This window comes from Prevotella multiformis, assembly GCF_018127985.1.
GTDB classification, from domain to species: domain Bacteria; phylum Bacteroidota; class Bacteroidia; order Bacteroidales; family Bacteroidaceae; genus Prevotella; species Prevotella multiformis.
The window spans coordinates 463516-486519 of sequence record NZ_CP072358.1; the positions used below are offsets into that span (position 1 = coordinate 463516).

Sequence of the window (23004 nt, forward strand, 5' to 3'; positions counted from 1 at the left end):
CAGGGAGAATCCCTGAAAGCGTACAGATCTGTTCAATGACAGAAGACATTCGGCCGCAGAGCAATGTTTCCGACCAGCGGTGTTCCATGACGATACTGCACGACGGGGAAAGAACCGATTTGTTCTCCGGACAAAGTCCGGTTCCGACGGTCATGACGGACGAATGGAAAGAAACTGAAAAGCGATGGCTTCCCTTGGCGGAAGCCATCGCTTTTTTATTTCAGATAAGCTCTAAAAGAACCGCACCGGAACGCCGGTACAAGATGCCCGGCCGGTCCAAGATGTCTTTTCGAACCTGACATTATCGAGACCCGGCCGGCCTCAAATGCCGTGATCAGTCACAGTTGACGAGCTTGCCGTCAGAACCAAGCACATCGGTGATCTTGTGCTTGTACAGATCCACCATGTACTCACGAGCCTTGCCGCAGTACTGACGCGGGTCGAAGTATTCTGGGTGCTCATCGAATGTCTGACGAACACCAGCGGTGAAGGCGAGACGGGAGTCTGAGTCGATGTTGATCTTGCAGACAGCACTCTTGGCAGCCCTGCGGAGCTGATCCTCCGGAATACCTACTGCATTAGGCAGCTTGCCGCCGTGTTCGTTGATGATGTCAACATACTCCTGTGGTACAGAAGAAGAGCCGTGGAGAACGATCGGGAAGCCCGGAAGCTGCTTCTCGATGGCTGCGAGAACATCGAATGCCAATGGAGGAGGAACGAGACGGCCGGTCTTCGGGTCACGTGTACACTGCTCCGGAGTGAATTTGTAGGCACCGTGAGAAGTACCGATGGAGATGGCCAGAGAGTCGCAGCCCGTGCGGGTAGAGAAGTCCACAACCTCTTCAGGCTTGGTGTAGTGAGATACCTCTGAAGCGACCTCGTCCTCGACACCGGCGAGGACACCCAGCTCAGCCTCGACAGTCACGTCGTACTGGTGTGCATACTCAACGACCTTCTTGGTCAGGGCGATGTTCTCCTCGTATGGAAGAGCCGAACCGTCGATCATTACAGAAGAGAAGCCGAAGTCTACGCAGCTCTTGCAGGTCTCGAAGCTGTCGCCGTGATCCAGATGAAGAACAATCTCCGGATGATGGCAGCCCAACTCCTTCGCATACTGTACAGCGCCTTCTGCAAGGTAGCGGAGCAGTGTCTGGTTGGCATACTTGCGGGCACCCTTGGAAACCTGGAGGATTACCGGTGACTTCAGCTCGGAAGAAGCCGTGATGATAGCCTGGAGCTGCTCGAGGTTGTTAAAGTTGAATGCCGGGATAGCATAACCGCCGCCAATTGCTCTCTTGAACATATCACGTGTGTTCACGAGCCCTAATTTCTTGTAATCTACTACTGCCATAATTTCTTATGTTTTAAATAATGAATAACTCGATACCTATTTACATCTGCAAAAGTACGATTTTATTTTCTGATTACCAAGACATGACACCCAATTAAATAGGCACGAAATGTTAAATTGCGTAATCATCCATGGCGGTCGGACGGGATGGTCTGACACAGACACCGACAGGTCGGGAAAAAGCACACATCCGTAAGCTGTCATGGGCAAGGCCGGTTCCTCCATCCCGGAAGCGGCCGCGTTCACTCCCTGCCTCTGTGTGACGGTTCATCAAAGTGATAGTCTCACGAGACAAACCTTATCACTCCAAATCCCTGAAGACCCGCAAAAAACGGTTCTTCCGTTCAATGCGCGGATGCGTTCCGCATAGCCTTGACGGAAGAACCGGAGTGATTCATTCAACAAAAACATAGCCAGGACCGTCCTGGCTGCCTATTCTATCATCATCCGACACAAAAACCTTTTCATTTTAACACGTAGGAAAGACAGACAAGATTTTGAAAAACCATTACATAATTTCAAACAGATCATCTGCAAATATAAAAACACACGTGCAAAAATCAAGTCTGCAACCGGCAGTAAACCAATTGGTTATTGAGTCGTTCGTAAAAGGTGCTTGATTGGACTTCAAAAGGGCGTTGGCAACACGCTGAAAGAGCACCTGTTGCAAGTCAATCAGGCATCTGTTAGAAGCCAGAAGAGCATGTGTCAGCTTCGGGCTGTACAAAAATGTTTACAGACACCGATGACATGGGAACAAGTGGTCTGTCGAAGACGGAATCTATTTTTGGATAAACGCCATTCATCATTCTCACAGACAAATGCTCTGATAAAACTCTCGGATACCTTAGAGCTGCTCCACACACCGGAGGTGCCCCCATCATGGGGTTTTAACCTCCTCCCCCCAGCCTCCGTGTGATATTTCATCAAAGTCATCAACGCACGAGGCAAACCTTATCACTCCAGATCCCTGAAGACCAAAAAAAACCGTATCTTTGCATCCTCGTAGGGCAGATTCCACCGGGAGAGGAACCGTCTACGTTCCTCGAACGACTGTACGGGCAGCCGTCAGGCACGGCACCGGGTCTTTCCGGCGACCTCTGCCTCTTCATTCCCCGTCCTTGGAAAAGGAACCGCATACGCATAAACAAACGAACATGGAATACAAGATGATCGTGCTGGACCTGGACGGCACACTGACCAACAGCAGGAAAGAAATCACCCCCCGCACGAAGCAGGCGCTCATGCAAGCACAGGCAGGCGGCCTACACGTCGTACTGGCTTCGGGCAGACCGACTTACGGCATCATGCCGCTGGCAGAGGAACTGGAACTGAAGCGGCACGGCGGCTTCATCCTTGCCTTCAACGGCGGGAAAATCATCGACTGCACGGACAACAAGGTGCTCTTCGAACAGAAACTGGACGAACGGTTCGTCCCGCTGCTCTACCATGCCGCGAAGGAAGCCGGCATGGCCATCCTGACCTACCAGGGCGAGGGCATCGCCGCCACCGACAAGGCGAACCGGTATGTACAGGAGGAGGCATTCATCAACAAGATGCCTGTCGTGCAATACGACGACTTCCTGAACCAACTGGTCTATCCTGTCGACAAATGCCTGATCGTAGGCGACCCTGCCCCACTCCACGAACTGGAACTGCGCCTGGGCAAGGAGCTGGAGGGGAAGATGGAAGTGTACCGCTCGGCCGATTACTTCATAGAGTGTGTACCGCTCGGCATCGACAAGGCCCGCTCTCTGAGCCGCCTCATTGCCGTCCTCGGCATCCGGAAAGAGGAGGTGATCGCCTGCGGAGACGGCTACAACGACCTCAGCATGATACGCTTTGCGGGGCTGGGTGTCGCCATGGCGAATGCCGCCAAGGAAATCCAGGCAGAGGCCGACTTCGTCACGCTCTCCAACGAGGAGGACGGCATCGCACACGTAATCGACCGATTCATCCTCCCCAAGGGTCAGGGCTGATCCTGCTGAAGGCCGCCTCAGACGGACTGCCTGTCTTCCCTGCAGGCGGCTTCTTCCCGAAAAGGGCCATTCAGCCCTGTCGCCTGCTGACCGCCGGACTATCCCAGTATTCCTTTCAGCAGGAACGTGGCATTCTGGTTGCGTGCCACCCCTTTTGTAATTTTATAGGAATAAGTGATGTCCTCGCCCAGTCCGATTTCAAAGCAGTGGTTGTGGAAGCGGGCGGGCTGTTCGTCTTCCAGCTTCGACAGTTCGAGGTCGTGCGTGGCGATGACACCTGTGACGTTCCGACCGGCGATGTGTTGCAGGAAGAGACGTGATCCGTTCAGCTTGTCGAGCGAGTTCGTACCCTTCAGTATTTCGTCAAGGATGATCAGGCTCGGCACACGCTCGTCCAGTGAGGAGAGCAGCTGTTTCAGACGGAGCAGTTCGGCATTGAAGTAGGAGATGCCGTGGGTGAGGTCGTCGGTGGTACGCATACTCGTGAAAAGATGGAACACCGAGACCCTCAACTGGCGGGCAAAGATAGGCAGACCGTTCATCGCCAGCAGATAATTGATGCCTATGGAGCGCAGGAAGGTACTCTTGCCTGCCATGTTCGCCCCCGTGATGATATAATACTCATGGTCGAGGATATTGAAGTCATTTGCCACAGCCTGCTCGCCGAGGAAAGGATGATAAAGCCCTTTCGCTTCATAAACCACCCTGTCGTCCCCGCTGATTTCAGCCTGCACCGCCCTGTCTTCATTCAACCGATAGTTGCCCATTGACACCAGTGCATCAAAGAGATTCAAGGTGCCGATCCACTCGTCTGTGCGCTGTTCATACGCATGCTGCCAGCGCAGGAAGAGCCGTATGATGGTGATGTCTATCAAGGCACAGCTGTTGAAGATGAATACACCGACCTCGTTGCTTCTGTTGTCAATCTTCTGCAGGATAAGTTCCAACTGTTCAAAAGATTCTTCCGCACCCGAAAGTTTCTTCTTCAACGCCTGGAGTTCAGCCGATCTGAACCCGGCCTTGTCGATCAACTTCAACACTTGCAAGTAGCCATCCACCTGTGTATGTACCTTTGCTATCAGCCCGGAGATAACACGCATATACTTATGTCCGCAAAGGAAGGAGAACATAAAGTTGAACATTCCCCACCACACGGGCAGCAAGGATGGGACCCATCCCATGATGGAAAGGACGATGCTCACGTAGAAACCGAGCAGGTCGGCATAACAGAAATAACGGAACAGCGTACCGTGGAAAATCTTTGGGAAGGTCTGATGATGGACAGCCGTCAGTGCTTTCAGCACCTCTTCCGTACAGATACGCTCCTTTACGCCCAAGGATTTGAAGGCTGACAGGAAGGTTTCCTCGTGTCCCAGTTCGTCGACAGCCTCCGTTCTCCGTCGGATCTGACCGACAAGTTCTTCTCTCTTTGCACTCCCCCATTCCGTAGACAGACAGGCTGCCAGCTGGTCGCTGCCGCCGGTTGAGATGCTGCGGTTCATCCTCTGGAACAGCGAACCTGCACCGAAGACATCCATATCGAATGTATAGGGATGCTGCGGACAGACATACTGTTCACCGGCATCAAAGCCCGAGAAATCGCCATGCTGATAGTCTATCTCGTTCTGATAAACCTGCAGCAACGCTTCTCCGGCCTTTATCCTGCGGTCGTTCCGTACATCAAGTCGCCGGATATAGAGATAAAAAAACAATGCAGCCAAGGCACAGAGAAGTGCCCAGGCTGCATTATCTAATAAGGTGTAGAGAACTGTAAATCCTATTGCAAGTAAAAAAGAACCGATTTCCGTCAGGATAAAAGCCCGGCTGTGACTGCGGAGAGAGGCGAGCCTTCTGCCCGTCTCCGCTGCCTTCTGCTGATACAAATCAGTCAAATCCTTATTCATAGCGCAAACAAATAATCAGCTGAAGCGACATCAACGCGTCACCACCTCTTTGCATACACGCCCGTCGCTGTACTTCACAATGTTGATACCCTTCTGTGGAGTCGTAATACGACGACCGTCAAGGGTGTAGCGTGCAGTCTCGACAACGGAGTTCTGTCCTTCTGAAACAGAAGAGATTTCAGTGGTATTGGCAGGGGAGATACTGCACTTGGCAGCATTTTCAATTTGTGCTGTCTTGATGTTGATCAGCAATACACAGACTTTCAGTTTTGCCTTGTCCTGTATGACTTTTTTACTGGAAATATTCTTGAAGACGTATGTATGGGTCTGCGGTTCGTCTGCCTTAATCGGAGTTTGGATGTAGCCTGTCAAAGGAGCTTTGACACCTTCTGCCGCAATGGCGACAAAGTTGTTCTCAAGACCTTCAACAGCATGATCAGCCTTGATAAAGTAATCAAGTTCATCCGACTTGCCGAGGTCTTCCGTTCTTCCCGAATAATAGTTGTTCTGATACCAGTTTGGATTTGACATTCCGTCTTCCGTCAGCACGTAGGCAAAACCGTACGTCGCATCTTTCTTGTCTATGCGGAACGTGACACGAGGAGTAACCGTGATGTTCTCCTGCCGGTCATCCCACGTAGCTGTGACATCTATGTCCATATCAGCTCCTCTTGATCGTTCCTCTTCAAACTCGGTTATAGCCTTGAAATTAGTCAGAAAGAGATTCCTGTTCATGTGAAGTGTGGGGCGGCTTCTGTAGTCTGTAGCTTTCCAGGCATAGTCCGTACAACTTAATGGTTCTGCTCTGCCTCCTGTATGAACTGCAATACCAATGAAATCATCGGGATAGGTCTTTGCAAGATTTTCCATAAGCGCAATGCCGCGTGGACAGTAGCCACACCACATTGCCGTATATTCCTCTACCACGATTTTCCGATGGGGCACTTTCGTAACCGTAACTCTCGGAAGCGTAGCCTGGTTAACTGAAGTACCGTTAGCCTCACCGTTCACTTTGGTAATCGTAAACAGAAGGTCTGTTTCCGAAACCTGTGTGTGAGGCGGTACATCCACCTCTATCGTCGCTCCCTCCATGTGGTTCAATGGTTCTGGAAGGACATAGTTCTCCGATGCCAACACCTCTCCATTGAAGGACAGCGTGTAGTCGAAGTTACGGATAACTGTGCTGCCGTAATTGGTAATCAGCAGCTTCCCTTTTGCACTCTTTGCCGCGATGGGTACATATACTTTCTGCCCTGTAGAAGGTATCAGGTTATGATCCTCGGCACTGACATTACCTGCATGACTGATGACAGCGACGAGGAAAAGGAATTGTAGATAAAGTTTTTTTGACATATCAGATAGCGGATTATATAGAGGTGAAAACTTAACGGACAATGTACTTGCGGGTAGAAACAAGCCCCTTTGCATCTTTCTGCTTTACGATATAGACACCCTTAGGGAGTTCTGACAAAGACGTGAGTTGCTTGTGCAGCAATATGCCCCGGACGTTGAAGACATCGTAAGTGCCGCCGTTCTGTGAAGATGCGGACGCAATGCCTGTTGCCTTAGTGTCGAACTTAACGGTAATCGTCGGACCTTCCTTCTCTTCCTCTGAACCAGATTCTTTTGTAGTAAGCTTCAGGGTAACTGTACATACTTCGCTTTCTCCATAAGAATGATTTAATTCAACAAATTCCTTATCGAGACCGACGGGGAAAAGCTTACTGCCTAACTTATAAGTACCAGCCTCCGAATGAAAAGTACAGTTTCCATACGCACAAACCTGTACATCCCCCTCATCTATATCATTAACAGTATAGGAAAGAGATACATTCAGGGGCTTATCCGCCCTGTTCTGAATATACACCTTTCCTGTAATTTTATTTCCCCCAGAAGTGAGGGGATCCTTTTCTACCTTATTCAGGACAACCGTTGTGTTGCTGGGGATAACTCTGCCTTGCTCATCTAAGAAGGCTACTTCGTTGGAACTTGTCTGTGCCTGTACACTGACAAAAAGACTGGTCAGCAGACCAAAGAACATCAGTAATCGCAATTTCATATTAAGTCTTTTAAATTTTATGTTTTAATTAATTGTAATCTGTTTATAAAAGGGAAACCTTTTGGCGGACAACCTGCAATACACCGCTGTCGTTATAGAAGAATGCTACCACCCATGCTTTGCCCGGCACGATGCTGTCGGGAAGTGGGTAAGTGGTCTTTTCCTTCTGTACTTTCTTGGGAGTGAGCGTCAACTCCGCACCCCATTCCCCGTTGATAGCAGCACGGAACACATGATTATGCGTGTACTCCTTGTCCAACTTATCCCCAGGGAATAGCTGTGGCGCAACGACTCCGTCCTCCACCAGCCAGAGCTGCAGCCTTCCCTGCACATCTTCCGCCAGTGTCTTCAGGTCTGTTTCTATCTCCACACGGCGTTTGTCAGCGTCATACTGACATTTAAGGTCTATACCGACCGTTGTCGTCCGAGCGAACTCATCATACACACGACCAGCCCAAGCATCCTTGGAGAGCACTCCTCCCCGACGATTGACAATGGCTTTCGGCACGTTCGGCACGGTCCAATGCTTATAATAGGCATCGCCCGCATCTGTGCGCAAGCCTGTAAAGCCGGACAGGGTCTTGAATGAAAGCGGACCTGCATGGATGGCGACGGCTATCAGTTTGTCATCACCATAGCGGGCCTGTAGCTGTGTAATAGCCTCAGTAGCTGCAGGACAGAAGATGCAACGCTGCCCCGTGAAGTCTTCAATCAGCACATTACGCTGAACAGTAGCTGCCGGAACTTCAATAAGACGATCGTCAGATGCGACAGAATCGCAGCCGGTCAGAAGGGCAACGGCAGCCAGAAGAAAGATATATAAACTTTTCATTTCTATCAGAAGTTGTAGTTATAAGAGAGTGTAAGTCCTTTGGTTGCAGGAATATAACGACATACTCCACCCGAACAGTTAAACCCAGCGCGAGTACGGCCATAACCCAGTTGTAGCCGATGTGCCCCACCACTGTAGGTTACATAACCCTGATAATAATGCACATGAGTATTGCCTGCATTATAGAGGTCGCTCACTGTGAACATCCAATGCGGTGCAAGCGACAATTCCGCAAGCCCGAACGCCCAGTCTTTGTCACCGTCTTTCGAGGAAAGGTACTGCCCCTCCACACGCAAGGTTGTCTTGGGAGCCTGCTTCTGCTTCACATCCGCCACAAAGATATGCGAACGCAACATGCCGCCATGTCCTTCGAGGAGGGGCTGGTTGTAACGCTGGTTCATGTACATCAGGTTGAGCTTCGTATCTTTACAGAGTCGTTTTTCCAGCTGTACATCCATATCCTGATAATAGGTGGATGCTCCCCACGCCCAGAACGGACTTCCGTAGCCGTCGGTACCACTGCCGCCTGTGTCATTCCTGCGCACAGAATGGACATGGGAGAAGTTCACTTTTGCCGTCGTACCATACTTGCCGCCCATCATAGAACCTTTCGGAAAGGTATAGGCTGCCATCGCCTGGTAAGCCCACTCGCCCTCGGGACGTGTGGCATAGGGATAGAGTGCTGCCAGGGCATAGGTGTGTTCCATCGTGAATGGCGGCAGATGATTGATGAAGGAGGAGCTTCCCTCCATGCTTCTGCTACTGCGAAAAGCCATATCCGTACTGCGTTTGGCTTGCAGGAGCAGGCTCATTCCACGCTTCGAATAAGAACCCGAAAGCATTGCCACATAGCCATTGCGATAGATGTAACCATTATCATGGGAAGGATCTTGCGACTTCATTGCCATCTCTGCCAATACATTAAACGAACGATGCTGCACCCGCAAGCGCACATCGAAGGCATTGACATAGAGAGGAAGGTGCAGACGGTGAGTCGGATCGGTCATTATCACCTCATCTTTCTCATACTTATTGACATAGGAGGCACCCAGCGTAACATAGGTGTTATGCTGTCGGAGGAACTTACACTGCTCATCAATGCTCCATTCCACATCAGCTCCTGTCATCCAACTTTTGTTGTGATTCCAATATCTACGCTGACGACCGGTGAGTGCCTTGATTGCAACACCAGACCAAGGACGGTAACTTAAGCGCACGCCCTGTAGGGAATTGTCAACGCCGAGACTGCGCTCTTCATAGGAACGGAGAATGAACCCCGACCCGAACTGTTCGTAAAAACTGCCCAGGGTCAGCTCCGCATTCTTATAACGACCTTTCAGATAAGCGTAGGGAATGCCCCAACCTTTAAAATCGTTCTCGTATCCGGGAAGCGGATGCTTCAGATACTCCAGCCTTGCCCCGGCCTCTACATAACGGCTTGTGGCTTTCAGATCGAGATAAGTATTCGTCAGGAAACGTCCGTCAGGAGTCTCAGCTCCCGTTTTATCATCCTTTTCAGGCAGGAGAATATCGCTCTGAATACTCCCGGAAAGCCGCAGTTTATCCGACTGTTCTTGTGCACAGAGCGAGACGTTGCCTATGCCTGCAAGAAGTCCTATCAGTATATATCTTTTCATAGCGACTGTCTGCCGGCGACTTCTTTCACCTTTTCATAAAGCTCTGCTTCTGCACCGTCGGTATAGCCGTTGTGCCTATAGACGATATTCCCCTGTCCGTCAAGCAGTAAAGTGTAGGGTACTGACTGGATGCCCAACGCACGACGCAGCTCGCCGTTAGGGTCGAGCAGTACATCATATCGCCATCCGTTCTGGTCGACCAGTGGCTTCACCTTGTTGACATTCTGTGCCTGGTCGATGGATACGGCTACGATTCGCACGCCTGTTTCGCGCTGCCAGTCATCGTAAAGCTCGTCAATACTCTTGAGTTCACGATTACAAGGCTTGCACCAAGTAGCAAAAAAAGCAATAACAAGGGGCTTCCCGTTATTAGAAATAGTGTCGGTTTGTACAGTTCTCCCTTCTATGTCTTTGAGGATTACTTCAGGCAGGCGTTCCTGTGCGCCGGCCGCAAAGCTGACCATCAATAAACAAAGGGATAAAAAAAACTTTTTCATCTCGTTTAGTTAAAATGCGGCTGCAAATTTACGAAAAAAAAACGATACCACAAAGGCGGCTTACCCTTCCTTAAGGGGCGTTTTGCCGGATACCGATCTTCTCCCTCAGGTTCTCCTCTTCTTCTCTCCACCTCCTGTCTGTCCGCAGACGACTGAAACGCTTTGTCTTCTCCTTCATGTCGTCCCGGCAAAATGGGTCCAGGTCGCCAGACAGTGGATGCTGAATATCTACACGAAGGAAAGATGGCTGCATTACTGGTCAATATTCAATACAACTACCCAATGAGGCGAATGTTTTTGAGGGCTGGTCATTATCCCCCTATGGGGAAAGGGGGATAATGTGGTCAGGGCAGACTGCATGCAGCAAAAGGCTGTCAATATAGGAGAAGTAACACATCTAATGAACATAGAAAGCAATGTGATGAACGGATTAGCACGGTTGCGGAATTAAGGCTCATCTATAGTTAGAAAGAGTTTCGAGACCCGATTGCCTCTGATGCATCTCGGGTCTTGCGTTTTTTATAGAGGTGTGGAAAGTGCTTTCTTCCGTTTCTTGTGATTTTAAGGATAAAAGGAGAAAGAACTATATTGTAAATTCGTTACACAGTTTTGTGTTTCTATAACTTTAATTGGGTCTTGCAGTAAAGTTTTATCGAAGAAACAAATCTGAACTTGTCTAATTTGTGCTAAATAGAGACCAGCTTTAGGGAAGCATATATCCGTGTTTTTAAAAGAAGATTGTACAGGCATAGCTCTTATAGCCTTATAATTAAATTCGGTATGTTCTTTCAAATATTTAAGAACAAAATCAAAGCGAATATTCTTTTTATTGAACTGTTTCTTGACTACTTGTGCAATTTTGATAAATTCGTCAAAAGCCTCTAAATCGCCTAATAGGTCATAAAGTAAGGGAGAATGGGCATCGTATAAAGTTTTACAAACGACATACCCTTTTCCTTTACTTTTATATGCAGTTTCTCCCCACCATTCAGCATCTTCTATACGTGTGTCCCAAAAGTAATAACCTTCCCCAAGCCAAGGAGTCTTTACGCCTGTTTTAATATTCCCTTGAGCGTCACGTAAAGAACAGAAATAGGGACCATTGGCCTCTATTTCCTTATTGTTATTACGATATTCAAGGGTCTGATAGATTGTTGTAGATTTCATGGATTACTCAACAACAGAAGTGTTGTCACGGAGTTCCTCTGTAAGTCCCATCAGATTCACTGTAGGTAATATCATAGGGGAAGAATTTGCTTGGAGTGAAAGAGTACTGACAAAAGCCCTTATGTAAGGGAAAAGAATGGCAAGGCTATTTGGATAAAAGAAATCAGGAATCTCCTCAAACTTAATTCTATCCATGAAACTAAACTGTGCTATACAAGAAACTTCCACTATGATAGTATCAGTCTCTTCACACTTCACAATTGTATCAAAAGAAAGGTCATAAGTCCCTTCTATCTCTTTTAACTTGCCAGATGGTTTGAAATCGATTACAAACTCTGCATCCTTTGGTATATCAAAATTCAAGGTTGCCTTAGTGAATTTGTAATTAACTAACCGAAATGCTACTTCCTTATTATTCATATATTATGCAGCCATACCGTATTGCGCATTAGAAGATATATCCTCTGTTAAAACGGTAAAATCATATTTTCTATCATCACAAAAAATGTCAGAATTGCTATAAGCCATTTCTGTATCAATATAGCCTCTTACCAATTTAGCATACTCTAATACGTCAGGACCTATCTCATTAAGGTAGTCCCACTCTGCACACTCTTTTTCAAGAACCTCCGCTGGAGTATTCTCGAAATAGCTCTTAAGTTGCTCAAGAAGTTTTCCCATTGTCCTAATTATATTTTTTATTATTTCTACTGCAAAGATATGACTTTCTTTTTTAATATCCTAAATAATTTACGTAATTTTGTTACTATACCATATACTATATCAAGTACCTTTGCAAAGAAGTATGTCTTATAATCATAACCGGGAGCTTATAAGTTCAACTTTTAGTATATAAAATCCTATGATGTTTGCCGGAACAGAAACATATTAATGTCTTTCCTGCCATTTCCTTCCAGGGCAGCTCCCCGCCCCCCTGTTCTGTATAGGAGTCAGCTGCCGGCGCGTTTCCGCTTGGAAGCCTTCAGCCAAAAATAAGCCAGCAGGAGGATGAAAGCCGCAAGGATGCAGAGCAGCAGCGTGCTGTACTTCTCCGGTTCTACCCAGAACTCGTGGAAGAAGTTGATGCGTCCGAGAATCTCGACAGGTGTCCAGAAGACGATCACCGTCGCCACGGCCATGCGGATGTTGGCCCCCCATGCGGCGATGCGGAGCTGGCGGCGGAGCATGAAGAGCGACCCGATGAAGCAGCCGATGCCCACGAGATAGGTCACCGGATGGTGGTCGCCGAGGAAGTTCTTGTCGTAGCAGAACATCAGCAGGAGGTAGAACGCCCAGAGGATCATGTTCAGCTCCATGAAGGTGATGATGGAGGTGTGGTGCGTCATGGGCTGCATGACGATTTTGTTCTTGCGCGCGCCGAAGAGCTTTTCCTGAATCCACGTGATGAAGTCGCAGCCGTTGCGCGTGCTGAAGATGTACATCGTCATCACCATCATCCACAGCCCGAAGGAGGCCGGCATGATGAGGTATTCAGGTTTCGTGACGACGACGCCGTTCTCTATCTCGGGCTGCACGCCGTAGCGGCGGGCATAATAAAGAAAGAGGAACTCCACCCAGCCGGTCCAGAAGAGCAGGCCGCCGAGGAGTCCCCAGAGCGTCTGGCGGGTGTCGCCTTTGACGAACACGCCGATGATGACCATCACCAGTCCTGCGAAACCCATCATGAAGCCGGCATAATGTACGGCCTCGGGCTGCATGAACTTCTCCATCAGGATCATGAGGGCATGGCCCAGCGGCATCGTGAACAGTACGAGAATGAACGAGGCGAGCGTGCGCCACCAGTATATCTTTTTCTTTTCCATTGTCTGTAGGATGTGTTTCAGAACTTGAAGAACTTGTCCACATCAACCGACAGGCCTACCATCAGGTTCGTGCCGTCTGTCAGCGGACAGTTCAGATAATAATACTCCGGCTTGTAGTTGAAGAGGTTGTCGAGGATGACACTTGCCTTCACCGCCTTGCCGATGCGCTGTACCAGCGAGAGCTTGAAGAGGGCGTAGGCGGGATAGTGGATGGTGCGTATGCCCTTGGAGATGTCGTAGTAGTCCACGAACTCCTGGTTGTCCACCGCCGACAGGAAGCGGCCGTCGAGACCGATGTTCAGTCCGTATGCCGTCGAGAACTGTCGGTCCCAGTCGATGTGCCCCGTCATGGAGTGCTTGCGGGCCGGGATGTACTGGTTGTTCACCGCATTGCTGTTCTTGTCCTTGGGCAGCCGCTCGTGCGTATAGGCGTAGGACAGGCGTGCCGTCAGTCCGTTCGGCCATCGTGCCTGTGCGGTGGCCTCTCCGCCGCTGACGGAGTAGTCGTCGAGGTTGAGATAGGGCAGATGGGGAATGCGGTCGGAGGGGTTCTTGTAGAACGGTGCGCCCGTGGCGATCTTGTCCCTGATCCGGTTGTAATAAGCAGCGAGGGTGAAGTTGTAGTGCCTGTGCGTATAGTCGGCCGAGAGGTTGAAGTTATGGCTCACTTCCGGCTTCAAGGCAGGATTGCCCTCAACAATCCATATCCCGGCCATGTCGAAGTTGTAATACTTCTCCTTCAGTGTCGGCGCACGGAAGCCCATGCCGTAGCTGGCACGGAAATTCAGGTTGCGTACGGGCTGGTAACGCACGCTCACCTTGGGTGTCAGGCGCGAGATGCGCCCGTCCGAGAAGTAGTCGTACCGCAGCGCGCCCACGGCTTCCCACTGCCGGCTGACGTTCCAGTCGTACTGTGCGAAGGCATCGAACGAATCCTGCCTGCGTGTCCGGTCCTCCAGATTCGTGTTGAAGAGATAGTCGTGCATGTAATCCGCTCCCAGCGAGAGGACATCGTCGCTTCCGAAAGTGTGGTTGTAAAGCAGGCGGAGACTGTTCTGCACATTCGAGTAATCGCGGATGTCGAGCCGTGTGATGCGCTGGTAGTCCGACTTGTCGTACTGGTCGAAGGCGTAGGAGAGGTCGAGACTGTTGTGCGTGTCCGGTTTCCAGATGCCGCGCAGTCCGCCCGAGAAGTCACGGTAACGCTCCGGCGTCTCCGAGGTGCGGACAAGCTGGCGGTAGAAGTAGCCGGCACGCCCTGTCAGCGAGAGCTTCTCGCTGGGCCGGTAGGACAGCTGCTCCTTGAAGTTCCACGTCGCATCGCCGTAGATGGTGGCCACGACGCGGGTCACGGGGTTGTCTCCGTTGTGTACGTCGTAGTTGTCCGATTTGTTCCGGTTGACGGTCAGCAGGTTGCTCCATCTGCCCGCTCCCTGCTGCCATGACAGTCCGTAACGCTGCTCATGGTGACGGCCCAGGCGGGCGTTGAGGTTGAGGGCGAACGGACGGATGCCGTTCTTGGTGATGATGTTGATGACACCGCCGGCCGCATTCGAGCCGTAGAGTGCCGATGCCGCTCCCTTCACGATTTCGATGTGGTCGACATTGTCCATACAGAGCCGTGAGAAGTCGACGTCGTCCATCGTCTCGCCGGCAAGCCGTTCGCCGTCCACGAGGATCAGCATGCTCTGTCCTCCGAATCCCGAGAAGTTCATGTGTACCTGCTGGTTCATGGCGTAGGAGAACTCCACACCCGGCAGGACCTGTTGCAGGAGGTCGTGCAGATTGGTGGCATCGGCCTTGGCGATGTCGGATGCCGTGATGAGCTTCGTCAGCACGGGGGTGTTGGCGAGCAGCTTCGGCGTGCGTGTACCCGTCACGACGACCTGCTCCATTTCGACGCATTTGTAGATGGAGTCGCCCGGCAGGTCTGCCCGCAGCGCAGCGGGGAACAGGCACGACAGCGCCGGCAGGATAAAGACTGTTCGTTTCATCATATATCAGGAAGCCCACTGCCGTCTCCGCTTCTTCCGCTGGGGAGTGACTGGAAGGGAGGCGGTCATGGGTAATTTAATACGGATACTTGTAATTGATCGTCAGCCAGCACTTGGTGCCTTCGGCGTTCATATAGTTCTCCAGCTGCACGGCGGCATAGTTGCCGTTCTTCATCCGGATGATGAACACATGGCTGTTCATGGTGAAGGCCGGCGGCATGGGCGGTATGTCGAGCCGGAGCCAGGTGGAGAGCACCTTGTTGATCTTGATGCCCTGACAGCCGATCAGGCTCTGGAGCATCTGCGACTGGTCGGTCCACACCTCGTTCTCGCTCCATTCGTCGGGCTGGAAGGTCGCACCCAGGAAGTCGATGCTGCTCTTCGGCAGTTCGCTCATCGATTTGTAGTTGGTTTCCAGCACGGCTCCGCCGTTCGTCCGCACGTTGTTGCGGTGGAAGGCGATGCTCCACGACGGCGGCTCTTCCTGTGCATCGGCAGGCGTGAAGGAACGCTTCTCGTTGACCGAGATGCCCTTCCCGAAGACATCGAACCAGTAGGTATAGATACCGGTCTGGCCGTCGCCTGCACCGCCCGACAGCGTCGTCGGGATGGGGAAATGGGCGAAACGGGTCTGCGCCTTCAGCAGTCCTGCGGTATCCTTCTGCTCTATGTACGTGCGCAGCGAGTCGAAGTCGACGTAGTACCAGTCTTTCCAGCTGGTGGCATCGACGAGCAGCTGTCCCTCCGTGACGGTCGGAGTGGCCGGCACTTCATCGTAGATACCGTCGAAAACGCCGCTGCAGGCTGTCGCCGTCAGTAGGACGGCAACGCCTGCAAGCGTGTCTAAGATATGTTTTCTGAGGTTCATGTCTCCCTCTTTATGCGGTTACTGCTTTGTGCCGGTGAATGTGCCTGAGATCGGGAAAGGCATTTTCCCCATCTGGTAGGTGTTGCTTACTGTCAGTTTCCCGTCAGCACCTTTGGTGATAATGACCTTGCAGATTCTGCTGTCAAATGTATATTCCTTGTCGCTGATCACCGTTCCATTGTCATTCTTGATGATAAAGTGGAATTTGATGTTGTCGTCCTTGTAGGCCTTGATGAAAGCTTTCTTGCTCTCGTCATAAGGAATCTTGCTGATGGTGTAAGAACTCAAAGTGAGGTTGCCCATCACGGTTTTCTTGAAGGTTTCCTCCGGGACAGTCAGATTGACGGTACCGTCTTCGTTGGAAGTTACCTTGTAGGTGACGGCTTCAGAAGAAGTATATGTGGCTATTCCACCCACACTTATTTTGTCTTCCCCCTTGTAGCTCCCGGCGAAATTGTCTGTCAGGGATGCCGGTGCGAACTGTACGTTTGTGATTTCGCTTGCCTGGAATGTCACCTGTGTGCCGTCAGCCTTGTTGATGACAACCTTCTGTGCCTGTACGGCTGCGGTACTCAAAAGCGATACGATTGCTAAAGTAAAGAACTTCTTCATTTATTGATAAATTTAAATGTCTTGTTTGATGATTTTACGATGAACACACCGGTCTGTCCGTTGAGAGGAGCCTCTACGGAGCCGCTCTGGCTCACACGGGCGCTGCTTACGAGCTGTCCGTTGACGGTGTAGACTTCCACACGGCTGCCCGGCTTCAGGCCTTCTCCTCTTACGGAAGAACTGCTGAACGAAAAGACGGCATGGGTCTCTTCACCGCCGGCGGTGCTGATGCCGGTGGGCTGTTCGGCGAACTCGAAGGTTACCATGTCTGCCAAAGGATATTCCACCGTCTGGCTGCCGGCTTTCAGGACGAGCTTGTCGGCCGTAAAGGTGACGGTCGGTTTCTCGGAGAGGGCAAAGGTCGTGGCCGCACCCGCTTTGTCAGTCACCTTCACATAGTCGGCCGCAGCGGCAGAGACTGTCCCCGCCGATAGCAGCAGCGTGACGGCGAATGTCCGGAATAAAGTTTTAAATCTCATGTTGCTGATTCTGTTTATTAAATTTAAACTCAGCTGCAAAGTTATCAGAATTCAGTCAACGGCACAATACCCATTTGTTATGATTTTATTCCGTGTGGGCATTCCGGTCTATACCCATCATGACCATCCTCTCCGTCTGTCAGCATGGCTTTTGATGCTGTTTGAATCCCGCTGACAGACAAAGGATTACGATACTGCCTTGAAAAGGTGCTTAGTTGCATTGCAGAAGGGCGTTACTTGCCGTGCAAGTAACGCCCTTCTGGCCCTCAATTAAGCCTTGTCTGAAAATCATCCGGGGCTTGTCTGTTTTCCGGCTCTGGTCTGCCTGTCTCCCGGGTGGCTGATCTGTGCGGACAAGGGAGCGGACCCCAGCCCCCTTAAAACGAGAAAACCGCAGGACGGAAGTCCTGCGGCCAATTTCTCTCTTTTTCTGTTCGTTCTGTGCTTACTTGGCAACAGAGTCTGCAGCAGCGCTATCCATAGGAGCGGCAGCTGAGTCCTGAGACATGCTGTCAGAATCCTGCTGAACTGAATCTGCAGTAGAGTCAGCGTTCTGAGCCGGCTTGGAGTTGTTACCACAAGATGCGAAAGAGATAGCTGCTACAGCTACGAATGCTAAAACTAATTTCTTCATTTTCTTTGCTTTTTAAATCTGTAAAACAATCATTTGTTTGTTAAAACGATGCAAAGGTAAGTATTTTTTTTATTCGGCAATCATTTTTTAAGTACTTTTTTTATCTGCTTTTGTAACAAAAGTATAATATGCTGATAATCAAGATGATATAGACTTTAAACAAATGTTAAAGTTCTTGGTGTGTGCCTGCACAACTCCGCAATCACCCGTTTTATACCATATATACCGATTCCCCGGACAGGCCAGAAACCCGCCGCCTACACCCGCCCCTCCCTCCTGAAGGCGCAAACGGAGGCTTTTCTTTGGTTTTGTCTTCATTTTACCGTAACTTTGCACACAATATGATCGATACAGCAGCATTCCAGGGCAAGACGGCCCGTTTCTATACATTAGGGTGCAAACTCAACTTCTCGGAGACGAGCACCTTCGCGCGTACCTTATATAATATGGGCGTGCGGGAGGCGAAGAAAGGCGAACAGGCAGACATCTGTCTGATCAACACCTGTTCGGTTACGGAGGTCGCCGACCACAAATGCCGGCAGGTCATCCACAGGATGGTACGCCAGAATCCCGGCGCGTTCGTCATCGTAACAGGCTGCTACGCCCAGCTGGAGAGTGCCGCCGTAGCCGGGATAGAGGGCGTCGACCTGGTGCTGGGGAGCAACGAGAAGGCCGACCTCATACAGTACCTCAGCGATGCCTGGAACAAGGTGGAGGCGGGGAAAGAGACGACGGAAGGACAGGCAGAGTACCACTCGGTCAGGACGAAGGACATCAGGAGTTTCCAGGCGAGCTGCTCCCGGGGCAACCGCACCCGCTACTTCCTGAAGGTGCAGGACGGCTGCAACTACTTCTGCACCTACTGCACGATCCCCTATGCCAGGGGCTTCTCGCGCAACCCGACGATCGCCTCGCTTGTCAGCCAGGCGGAAGAGGCGGCACGTGAGGGCGGCAAGGAAATCGTCCTGACAGGCGTGAACATCGGCGACTTCGGCGAGACAACCGGGGAAAGTTTCCTCGACCTCGTCAAGGCACTGGACAGAGTAGAGGGCATCCGGCGGTTCCGCATCAGTTCGCTGGAACCCGACCTGATCGATGACGACCTGATCGCCTACTGCGCACGGTCGCGTGCCTTCATGCCCCATTTCCACATTCCGCTCCAGAGCGGTTCTGACGAGGTGCTGAAACTGATGCACCGCCGTTACGACACCGCACTCTTCGCCCACAAGATACGGCTCATCAAGGAAATGATGCCCGATGCCTTCATCGGCGTGGATGTCATGGTGGGCTCACGGGGCGAGCGTCCGGAGTATTTCGAGGACTGCTACCGCTTCCTCGACTCCCTGCCGGTCACCCAGCTCCATGTATTCCCTTATTCCGAGCGTCCCGGTACGTCGGCGCTTTCCATTCCCTACGTGGTGGACGACCGTGAGAAGAAGCGCCGTGCCCACAGACTCCTGAAGCTCTCCGACGAGAAGACACGGGCCTTCTATGCCGCCCGCATCGGACAGGAGGCGGACGTGCTCTTCGAGAAGGCGGCGCGCGGGAAGGCCATGCACGGCTTCACGGACAACTACATACGGGTGGAGCTGCCGCCCGGCCAGGCCCGGGAGGAATACGACAACCAGATTGTCCGTGTGCGGCTGGGCGGCTTCAACTTCGACCAAAGCTCACTAAAAGCAGAACTCTTATGAAAACTGCAATCGTCATACTGAACTGGAACGGCCGCGCCATGATGGAGCGGTACCTTCCTTCCGTGGTGGAGTTCTCACGCGGAGAAGCGGAAGTCATCATCGCCGACAACGCCTCGACAGACGATTCCGTGGCGTGGCTGCATAGGCTGTACCCTCATCTGCGGGTCATTCCGTTAGACCGTAATTATGGTTTCGCCGAGGGGTACAACCGTGCGCTCAGACAGGTGGAGAGCGAGTATTATGTGCTGCTGAACAGTGACGTGGAGGTGACGCATCACTGGCTGACACCGCTGATCGAGGAGATGGACGCCCATGAGGACATCGCCGCCTGCCAGCCGAAACTGCTCTCCATGGCAGACCGGGATGCCTTTGAGTATGCCGGCGCGTCGGGCGGATTCCTCGACCGCTACGGCTATCCGTTCTGCCGCGGGCGCATCTTCGATACGGTGGAGGATGACAACGGACAGTATGACAACAACGAGGAAATCCTCTGGGCGACAGGTGCCTGCATGATGATACGTGCCCGGGACTACTGGGAAGCGGGCGGACTGGACAGCCGCTTCTTTGCCCACAATGAAGAGATAGACCTCTGCTGGCGGCTGCACCGGATGGGAAAACGTATCTTCTGCTTCCCGGAGAGCTTTGTCTATCATGTGGGAGGGGGGACGCTGCCGAAGTCGAATCCGCGCAAGACTTTCCTCAACTTCCGCAACAACCTGACGATGCTGTGGAAGAACCTGCCCGAGGACGAGCTGCGCCATGTGATGCGGGTGCGCTGGTTCCTCGACTATCTGGCGGCTTTCCAGACACTCGTCATGAACGGAAACTGGGGCGACTGCAAGGCAATCTTCTCTGCACGCCGTGCCTTCAGACGGTGGCGGCATGAGTTTGAGCGGATGCCGGAAACGGCTGTCCCGGCGGCTCCGGAGAACACGGGACGCATGGCGGACTGCACGCAGGACGGCCGAAAGAAGTATGCTGTCCTCTGGCAGTATTATGCGAAAGGGCGGCGGCACTTCAGTACACTGTCCGACTGAAGGAGGGGCATTCTTCGGCTGAATTTTAACTTTTTTAGCAAAACGCTTGCATCTGAAAATACTTTTTATTAATTTTGCAAACAACACTCAAATATTGTAAAACGATCCGTGAGGCATCTCTATTACATATTGCCACTTGTCCTGCTCATCTGTTTCGGCTGCCAGTTCAAGTTCCCTTCCGACAACGAGAATGGCAATTCTCTGCTGCTGGAGGTAGACCGCTACGACCGGCTGGAGTACCGTTACCTCACGACAGGCGACTTCTCGGCTCTGCAGCAGATGAACACGGAATATCCGATAGAGACCCGTACACTGATAGAGGATGTGGTGAAGATCGGCGAGATCACGGATCCCGACATCAACTCGAAGTTCCTGAAGTTCTACCAGGATACCACGCTCCAGTCGATGATCGCCGCAGTGGAATCGGAATATGCCAACACGGGCGACCTCGACCACCAGCTGAGCACCGCCTTCAACCGGCTGAAACAGCTGCTGCCTGACATTGAAGTGCCGAAGGTCTATACACAGATCTCCGCCCTGGACCAGAGCATCGTAGTGGGAAACGGGACGATCGGCATCTCGCTCGACAAGTACCTCGGCCCCGATTATCCGCTGTATGCCAGATACTATTCCCCCTCGCAGCGCAAGCAGATGTCACGCGAATACATCCTCCCGGACTGCCTGACCTTCTACCTCATGAGCATTTACCCTCTGCAGCGCTTCGAGACGCGGCCGCAGCTGGAACGCGACCTGCACATCGGGAAGATACAGTGGATCGTCAACCAGGTGATGACGAGACGCATCTACCACAGCCGGTACGAAGAGGCGGTGGAGACATTCATGAAACAGAACCCGAAGACGACGTATGAGGATCTGCTCCGCATGACGGACTTCTCCCGTTTCAAGGTGCAGGAGAACTGAATCCTTCCACCCGGCATGAACCGACGGCTTCCTCCGCACTGCCGGAAGACGGCCGACACCGGGGCGGCATAAGAAAAGAAAGGGGATAACAGAAAAAAAACAGCAACAGAAGATGCGGCCGCACATTCTGTTACTGCCTGACACACAAGACGCTTTCACCTCACAGAAAAAACCGGGTGAAAGCGCATGAAAAACAATTATGGCCGGCAAGATCCCAACAGCAGGAACCGCCATGTGCGATTTTCCCTCCGCCAGGCTGTTTCCTATGGTTTCAGGGAAAACAAGCTATCCGATTCATCCGACAGGCCGCGCCGGCTTCCGGCAGCACGGCACTTTCACGGCAGGCGAACAGCCTTCCGGCATCCCGTCGCATCCGTGCCGGCCGTCAACACGCCCGGTGTTCTCCGTCCGCACAGCCGGTGCCAGGCACCGGCACACTGCTGACGACAGGAGAGACGGCTCTCCACCGTCGCAGGGCTGCCGGCCGGCCGATACGGACAACGTTTCCCGGACAGCCGACCCATAGCCCCCAACGCCCCGAGGACGGAAGAAGGGGCTACCGTATGCTCCAGCTGCGGATCATCTGTTCCGCCGTCTTGTTCTCCACGTTACGCTCGATGTCGTCGGGCAGATTGCAGAAGAAGTCGATGCCGGTCCGCCCCTCGAGTTCTTTGATGCTGACGACGTAGGGGCTGAGAGCAGTGCCGGGATTCCCCTCATTCCTGAACCAGAAACCGATGGCCTTGTACTGCCAGTCGTCCTGTCCTCTGACCTTGTATTTCATCAGGGCGGCAGAGAAGAAATAAGCAGGGACTATGAACCGGTTTCTGATGTAGCTGAACTGCCCCTCCCGGTCTATCGTTCCGCCACGGCAGATAAACAGGGTGTCTTTCAAACCGACGGAGAAGGTGATATAGGTTCTCATCTTTCTTTCCATGACCTCCCAGATACCTGCATTGAAGTCGTGGACCTGCGGCTGCATATTGCTCAGATAGAAGGTCTGGTCGTTGGACTCCCGGCTGTTCACCCTGTCCTGTGAGGGGCAGAGGTGTCCGTGGTCGTAGCCCGATCTCCGGTAAGGGTCGTAAGTGAAGAAGGCATTGGCCGGCCAGAGCGGATCCATGGGATAGAGGTCGCGGCTCTTCTGGTCCTTTCTCCTGACGGCTTTCTTTGCGTTGCCGGCATAGATCTGGTAGCAGGTCCAGCGGTTCGACATCTTCTCCACATCCCATTCCACACTGTAGTTCACCTCCCCGTCGCTGAGCCTGTGGGTGAGGATGACGCTCCTGCCGCCTTTCAGCTTCGGAAATTCCAGCCGGTGGGTCGCCGGCTGCGGGTCAAGGAAGTTGGCGTTGGCATTGGCAGCCAGTCCCTCTTTCCGCCCTATGCCGGCAGAACCATCATCCTCCTTGCTGCATGAGGTAAAGGCGGTGAAGGCAAGGAGTGGAAAGAGGACGGTGATGATTCTTGTTCTGTTCATTGTTCTGTCTTTGTCGGATGAGGTTATGAAGGGTCA

Annotated in this window: 22 protein-coding genes; 5 read left to right on the forward strand and 17 right to left on the reverse strand. The window is 52.0% G+C overall.

Translation table 11 applies throughout. The features are described from left to right. Nucleotides 1–334 precede the first annotated feature (334 nt). Entirely contained in the window at nucleotides 335–1351 is a 1017-nt protein-coding gene (locus J4864_RS08235; RefSeq protein ID WP_004351503.1) for a class II fructose-bisphosphate aldolase, read from the reverse strand. Nucleotides 1352–2508: 1157 nt separating this feature from the next. Here J4864_RS08235 and J4864_RS08240 point away from each other — a divergent pair. Further along, a complete protein-coding gene (locus J4864_RS08240) occupies nucleotides 2509–3330 on the forward strand; it encodes a Cof-type HAD-IIB family hydrolase (RefSeq protein ID WP_211815269.1) in 822 nt (273 codons plus the stop codon). Nucleotides 3331–3428: 98 nt separating this feature from the next. On the opposite strand, the gene J4864_RS08245 is transcribed toward J4864_RS08240, so the two are convergent. The 15 genes from J4864_RS08245 to J4864_RS08315 form a co-directional block, all read right to left on the reverse strand. Then, nucleotides 3429–5234, reverse strand: a complete 1806-nt coding sequence (locus J4864_RS08245; protein WP_211815270.1) for a MutS-related protein — start codon at nucleotides 5232–5234, stop codon at nucleotides 3429–3431. Between the two features lie 30 nt (nucleotides 5235–5264). Continuing rightward, nucleotides 5265–6587, reverse strand: coding sequence for a thioredoxin domain-containing protein (locus J4864_RS08250; RefSeq protein WP_211815271.1), 1323 nt, complete (start codon nucleotides 6585–6587; stop codon nucleotides 5265–5267). 31 nt (nucleotides 6588–6618) lie between these two features. Further along, entirely contained in the window at nucleotides 6619–7293 is a 675-nt protein-coding gene (locus J4864_RS08255; RefSeq protein ID WP_211815272.1) for a T9SS C-terminal target domain-containing protein, read from the reverse strand. 43 nt (nucleotides 7294–7336) lie between these two features. Next, nucleotides 7337–8125: an Omp28 family outer membrane lipoprotein gene (locus J4864_RS08260; protein WP_211815273.1), complete on the reverse strand. Its 789-nt coding sequence runs from the start codon at nucleotides 8123–8125 to the stop codon at nucleotides 7337–7339. Nucleotides 8126–8130: 5 nt separating this feature from the next. Then, entirely contained in the window at nucleotides 8131–9762 is a 1632-nt protein-coding gene (locus J4864_RS08265; RefSeq protein ID WP_211815274.1) for a DUF6029 family protein, read from the reverse strand. Continuing rightward, the gene (locus J4864_RS08270; protein ID WP_211815275.1) at nucleotides 9759–10259 is read right to left on the reverse strand and encodes a TlpA family protein disulfide reductase; all 501 of its coding nucleotides are present in this window, start codon (nucleotides 10257–10259) and stop codon (nucleotides 9759–9761) included. Before J4864_RS08270 ends, J4864_RS08265 begins: the two co-directional genes overlap by 4 nt. A 561-nt stretch (nucleotides 10260–10820) precedes the next feature. Beyond that, nucleotides 10821–11426, reverse strand: a complete 606-nt coding sequence (locus J4864_RS08275; RefSeq protein ID WP_211815276.1) for a hypothetical protein — start codon at nucleotides 11424–11426, stop codon at nucleotides 10821–10823. A gap of 3 nt (nucleotides 11427–11429) precedes the next feature. Beyond that, nucleotides 11430–11846: a protein-export chaperone SecB gene (locus J4864_RS08280; RefSeq protein ID WP_211815277.1), complete on the reverse strand. Its 417-nt coding sequence runs from the start codon at nucleotides 11844–11846 to the stop codon at nucleotides 11430–11432. A 3-nt stretch (nucleotides 11847–11849) separates the two neighbouring features. Beyond that, on the reverse strand, nucleotides 11850–12107 hold the full coding sequence (locus J4864_RS08285) for a hypothetical protein (RefSeq protein ID WP_004353059.1): 258 nt from the start codon (nucleotides 12105–12107) through the stop codon (nucleotides 11850–11852). A gap of 269 nt (nucleotides 12108–12376) precedes the next feature. Beyond that, complete coding sequence (locus J4864_RS08290; protein ID WP_007366792.1) at nucleotides 12377–13249, reverse strand: hypothetical protein; 873 nt, start codon at nucleotides 13247–13249, stop codon at nucleotides 12377–12379. A 17-nt stretch (nucleotides 13250–13266) separates the two neighbouring features. Then, entirely contained in the window at nucleotides 13267–15246 is a 1980-nt protein-coding gene (locus J4864_RS08295) for a TonB-dependent receptor plug domain-containing protein (protein ID WP_211815278.1), read from the reverse strand. 73 nt (nucleotides 15247–15319) lie between these two features. Continuing rightward, complete coding sequence (locus J4864_RS08300) at nucleotides 15320–16111, reverse strand: HmuY family protein (RefSeq protein ID WP_211815279.1); 792 nt, start codon at nucleotides 16109–16111, stop codon at nucleotides 15320–15322. A gap of 18 nt (nucleotides 16112–16129) precedes the next feature. Beyond that, complete coding sequence (locus J4864_RS08305) at nucleotides 16130–16723, reverse strand: calycin-like domain-containing protein (protein ID WP_211815280.1); 594 nt, start codon at nucleotides 16721–16723, stop codon at nucleotides 16130–16132. Further along, nucleotides 16720–17202 carry a T9SS type A sorting domain-containing protein gene (locus tag J4864_RS08310; protein WP_211815281.1) on the reverse strand — a complete coding sequence of 161 codons (483 nt, stop codon included), beginning with the start codon at nucleotides 17200–17202 and terminating at the stop codon, nucleotides 16720–16722. The genes J4864_RS08305 and J4864_RS08310 overlap by 4 nt, the downstream gene beginning before the upstream one ends. A 445-nt stretch (nucleotides 17203–17647) precedes the next feature. Further along, entirely contained in the window at nucleotides 17648–17836 is a 189-nt protein-coding gene (locus J4864_RS08315; RefSeq protein ID WP_211815282.1) for a PG1828 family lipoprotein, read from the reverse strand. 341 nt (nucleotides 17837–18177) lie between these two features. Between J4864_RS08315 and mtaB the strand changes: the two genes are divergently transcribed. From mtaB to J4864_RS08335, 4 genes are all read left to right on the forward strand, one after another. Next, complete coding sequence (mtaB, locus tag J4864_RS08320; RefSeq protein WP_211815283.1) at nucleotides 18178–19530, forward strand: tRNA (N(6)-L-threonylcarbamoyladenosine(37)-C(2))-methylthiotransferase MtaB; 1353 nt, start codon at nucleotides 18178–18180, stop codon at nucleotides 19528–19530. Continuing rightward, nucleotides 19527–20567, forward strand: coding sequence for a glycosyltransferase family 2 protein (locus J4864_RS08325; protein ID WP_211815284.1), 1041 nt, complete (start codon nucleotides 19527–19529; stop codon nucleotides 20565–20567). The genes mtaB and J4864_RS08325 overlap by 4 nt, the downstream gene beginning before the upstream one ends. 108 nt (nucleotides 20568–20675) lie before the next feature. Then, entirely contained in the window at nucleotides 20676–21488 is an 813-nt protein-coding gene (locus tag J4864_RS08330) for a gliding motility protein GldB-related protein (protein ID WP_211815285.1), read from the forward strand. A 199-nt stretch (nucleotides 21489–21687) separates the two neighbouring features. Continuing rightward, on the forward strand, nucleotides 21688–22014 hold the full coding sequence (locus J4864_RS08335; RefSeq protein WP_211815286.1) for a hypothetical protein: 327 nt from the start codon (nucleotides 21688–21690) through the stop codon (nucleotides 22012–22014). A 30-nt stretch (nucleotides 22015–22044) separates the two neighbouring features. Here J4864_RS08335 and J4864_RS08340 read toward each other — a convergent pair whose 3' ends face one another. Continuing rightward, entirely contained in the window at nucleotides 22045–22968 is a 924-nt protein-coding gene (locus tag J4864_RS08340) for a DNA/RNA non-specific endonuclease (RefSeq protein ID WP_211815287.1), read from the reverse strand. Nucleotides 22969–23004: the final 36 nt, after the last annotated feature.